At 73.9% G+C, this 3597-nt stretch carries 3 protein-coding genes and 1 pseudogene; all 4 read left to right on the plus strand.

What is annotated here, in order from left to right:
* Positions 1-660: pseudogene (locus tag ACFV61_RS22530) on the plus strand (NDP-sugar synthase); the annotation flags it as partial.
* 125 nt (positions 661-785) lie between these two features.
* On the plus strand, positions 786-1703 hold the full coding sequence (locus ACFV61_RS22535) for an NAD(P)-dependent oxidoreductase (protein ID WP_363370633.1): 918 nt from the start codon (positions 786-788) through the stop codon (positions 1701-1703).
* Positions 1700-2395 carry a spherulation-specific family 4 protein gene (locus tag ACFV61_RS22540; protein WP_380493574.1) on the plus strand — a complete coding sequence of 232 codons (696 nt, stop codon included), beginning with the start codon at positions 1700-1702 and terminating at the stop codon, positions 2393-2395. Before ACFV61_RS22535 ends, ACFV61_RS22540 begins: the two co-directional genes overlap by 4 nt.
* Positions 2396-2417: 22 nt before the next feature.
* Positions 2418-3467: an endo alpha-1,4 polygalactosaminidase gene (locus tag ACFV61_RS22545; protein ID WP_380493576.1), complete on the plus strand. Its 1050-nt coding sequence runs from the start codon at positions 2418-2420 to the stop codon at positions 3465-3467.
* Positions 3468-3597: the final 130 nt, after the last annotated feature.

Consider the following 3597-nt stretch of genomic DNA (forward strand, 5'->3'; position numbering starts at 1 on the left):
CGCCCGTACACCACCGCCCTTCCCAAGCCGCTCGTCCCGATCGGCGACCAGCACGCGATCCTGGAGATCGTGATGCGCCAGCTCGCCGCCGCGGGCTTCAAGACCGTCACCCTGGCCATCGGCCACCTCGGCCACATCATCCGCGCGTACGTCGGCAACGGCTCCCAGTGGGGGCTGCGGGTCGGCTACGCCGTCGAGGACAGCCCGCTCGGCACCATGGGCCCGCTGCTCACCATGCAGGACCGCCTGCCGGAGCACTTCCTGGTGATGAACGGCGACATCCTCACCGACCTGGACTTCGCCGGGGTGCTCAAGCACCACGAGGCGTCCGGGGCGCCGCTCACCATCGCCACCTACGCCCGCCAGGTGAAGATCGACTTCGGCGTGCTGACCGCCGAGTCCGGCAGCATCACCGGCTTCCAGGAGAAGCCGAGCATCGACTACCGCGTCTCGATGGGCGTGTACGGCGTGTCCCGTTCGGCACTCGCCAAGTACACCCCCGGCCTGCCGCTGGGCTTCGACGAGCTGGTGCTGGACCTGCTCGCCGCCAAGACCCCGCCCGCCGCGTACGACTTCGGCGGCTACTGGCTGGACATCGGCCGCCCGGACGACTACGACCGGGCGAACGCCGAGTTCTCCTCCATCCGACCGGTGCTGATGCCCTTCGAGTCGGCCGGCGCCGGCCAGGGCGTGGCGGAGCTGCCGATCCCGGCCGCCCGCACCGCCCCGGACGACACGGCCGAGGCTCCCGCCACCGCGGGCGCCCAGAGTGACGGACGGGCCGCGTGAGAATCCTGCTCCTCGGCGGCGACGGCTTCCTCGGCCGTCACGCCACCGCCGTCCTGCGGTCACTGCCCGGTGCCACCGTGCTGACCGCGGGCCGGCGGCCCGCCCACGACCTCCGGCTGGACCTGGCCACCGCCCAGGCCGGCCCGCTCGGCGAGGAACTGGCCGCGCTGGCACCCGACGTGGTGGTCAACTTCGCCGGCGCGGTGGCCGGCAGCGCGGTCAAGCTCGCCGAGGTGAACGCGCGCGGCCCGGCCGTGCTCTGCGAGGCGCTGCAGCTCGGCGCCCCGAAGACCCGGCTGGTGCACATCGGTTCGGCCGGCGAGTACGGCGTCTGTCCGGCGGGCAGCTCGCTGTCCGAGGACTCCGACGCCCGCCCGGTCGGCGTGTACGGCGCGACCAAGCTGGCCGGCTCCCTCGCGGTGGCCGGCTCGGCACTGGACGCCGTGGTCCTGCGGGTGTTCAACCCGGTCGGCCCGGGGGCACCGGCGGGCTCGCTGCCCGGCCGGCTGGCCGCCGAGCTGCTCCGGGTGGCGCCCGAGGGCGCCGACGGCGTGATCACGGTCGGCGACCTCTCCGCCTACCGCGACTTCGTCGACGCCCGGGACATCGCCCGCGCGGTCGGCCTGGCCGCCGCCGCGGACCGTCCGCTCCCCCGGGTGCTCAACCTCGCCTCCGGGCAGGCCCGGCAGGTCCGGGCGATCGCGGACGGGCTGGTCGCCGCGGCCGGCTTCGCCGGCCGGATCGACGAGAGCGGGGCGGGCTCCGAGCGCTCGGCCGCGGTCTCCTGGCAGCAGGCCGACGTGTCGGCCGCCGCCCGGGAGCTCGGCTGGCACCCGGAGACGGACCTCGCCGACACCCTGCGCGACCTGTGGCTCAGCACCGCCGAACCCGCCTGCCCACCGGTCGTCGCATGACCGGCGGGATCATCCCCGACGGCCGCCTGCTGGTGCCGCTGTACGTCCACCCCGCGGTGGACCCGGCGGCCTGGCAGGCGGTCGCCGCCGCCGACCCGGGCCGGATCGCCGCCGTCGTGCTCAACCTCGCCGACGGGCCGGGCGAGAACCCGGACAACGTCTTCGCCGAGGCCGCCGACCAACTCCGCGCGGCCGGAGTGCCGTTGGTCGGCTACACCGACACCGACTACGGCCGCCGACCGCACGCGGCGGTGGTCTCCGACATCCTGACCTACCGTCAACGCCACGACATCACCGGTGTCTACCTCGACCAGGTGGCCACCCACCCGGGCGCCCTCGCGCACTACCGGCGGCTGGCCACGGCCGCGCGCGCGGCCGGCTGCGGCACCGTGGTCTTCGGCCACGGCGAGCACCCCGACCCGGGGTACGCCGAAGTCGGCCTGGCCGACCTGCTGGTCACCTTCGAGGGCGACTGGGACACGTACCGTGCGATGACGCTCCCGCTGTGGACCGGCCGCCACGCGGCCTCCCGCTTCTGCCACCTGGTGTACGACGTCCCCGCCGAACACGCCGAGGACGCCACCGCGCTGATCGCCGCCCGCCGGGCCGGCGTCGGCTGCGCCGTACCGGGCGCCGGGGAGAACCCCTGGCGCACCCTGCCCTACGGCCTGACCGCTGCTGAACTGACCTGACCTGATCCGGAGTTCGACTACCGTGAACCGCCGTACCCGGCTCCTGCCGGTCGCCATCACCATCGCCGCCGCCCTGCTGGCGACCTCGTGCAGCAGCTCAGGCTCGGACGACGACAACTCCTCGGCCGACGGCTCCCCGAGCAGCCCGCCCGCGGCCACCGCCCCGACCACCCCGGACGGCAGCACCGCCCCGGGCACCCCGTCGGACGCCGCCACCACGCCCCCGGCCCCCGGCACGCCCAGCACCCCCGGCTCACCCACCGCGCCCGGCGCCACCACGCCCCCGGGCGCCACCACCACCCCGGGCACCCCCAGCGCCCCCAGCGCCCCCGGCGGAACTCCCGGCGGCACCACCCCCCCGCCGCCGGCCGGCGCCCGCTGGCAGCCCACCCCGGGCCTCGCCTGGCAGTGGCAGCTCGGCGGCACCGTCGACCAGTCCGTGGACGTCCCGGTCTACGACATCGACGGCTTCGAGAACGACGCCTCGGTGGTGGCCGCGCTGCACGCCAAGGGCCGCAAGGTGATCTGCTACATCAACGCCGGCTCCTGGGAGAACTTCCGCCCCGACTCCGCCGCCTTCGCCAAGTCCTTGCAGGGCTCCGACACCGGCTGGAAGGGCGAGAAGTGGTTCGACATCCGCAAGCTCGACCAGCTCAAGCCGCTGATGGCGGCCCGCTTCGACATGTGCAAGAGCAAGGGCTTCGACGCCATCGAGCCGGACACCATCGAGGCCTACAACCAGAACAGCGGTTTCCCGCTCACCCCTGACGACCAGGTCAAGTACAACCGCATGCTGGCCCAGCTCGCCCACGAACGCGGCCTGGCCATCGGCCTGAAGAACGACCTCGACCAGATCCCGGCGCTGCTGCCGGACTTCGACTTCGCGGTCAACGAGGAGTGCTCGCAGTTCGACGAGTGCGACCGGGTCGCGCCGTTCGTCAAGGCGGGCAAAGCGGTGTTCCACGTCGAATACAAGCTCGGCACGGACCAGTTCTGTGCCAAGGCCAAGTCGCTCGGCTTCAGTTCGATGCAGAAGAAGCTCGACCTGGACGCCTGGCGCAAGCCCTGCTGAGCGCTGGCGCACCGGTCCTCGGTGCACCGGTTTCCGTCGCGGGGGGGGGGCCCGAGCGGGGGCGCCCCCCCCCGGTGGAAATAACAACCCCCGCACCAAACCCCCCCCCACCACCCCCACCCCAACAGAG

This window comes from Kitasatospora sp. NPDC059817 (assembly GCF_042731835.1).
Classification (GTDB): domain Bacteria; phylum Actinomycetota; class Actinomycetes; order Streptomycetales; family Streptomycetaceae; genus Kitasatospora.

Bases quoted from the DNA above. Each gene is read 5' to 3' on its own strand.
- ACFV61_RS22540 (WP_380493574.1), top strand. From the start codon at position 1,700: ATGACCGGCGGGATCATCCCCGACGGCCGCCTGCTGGTGCCGCTGTAC.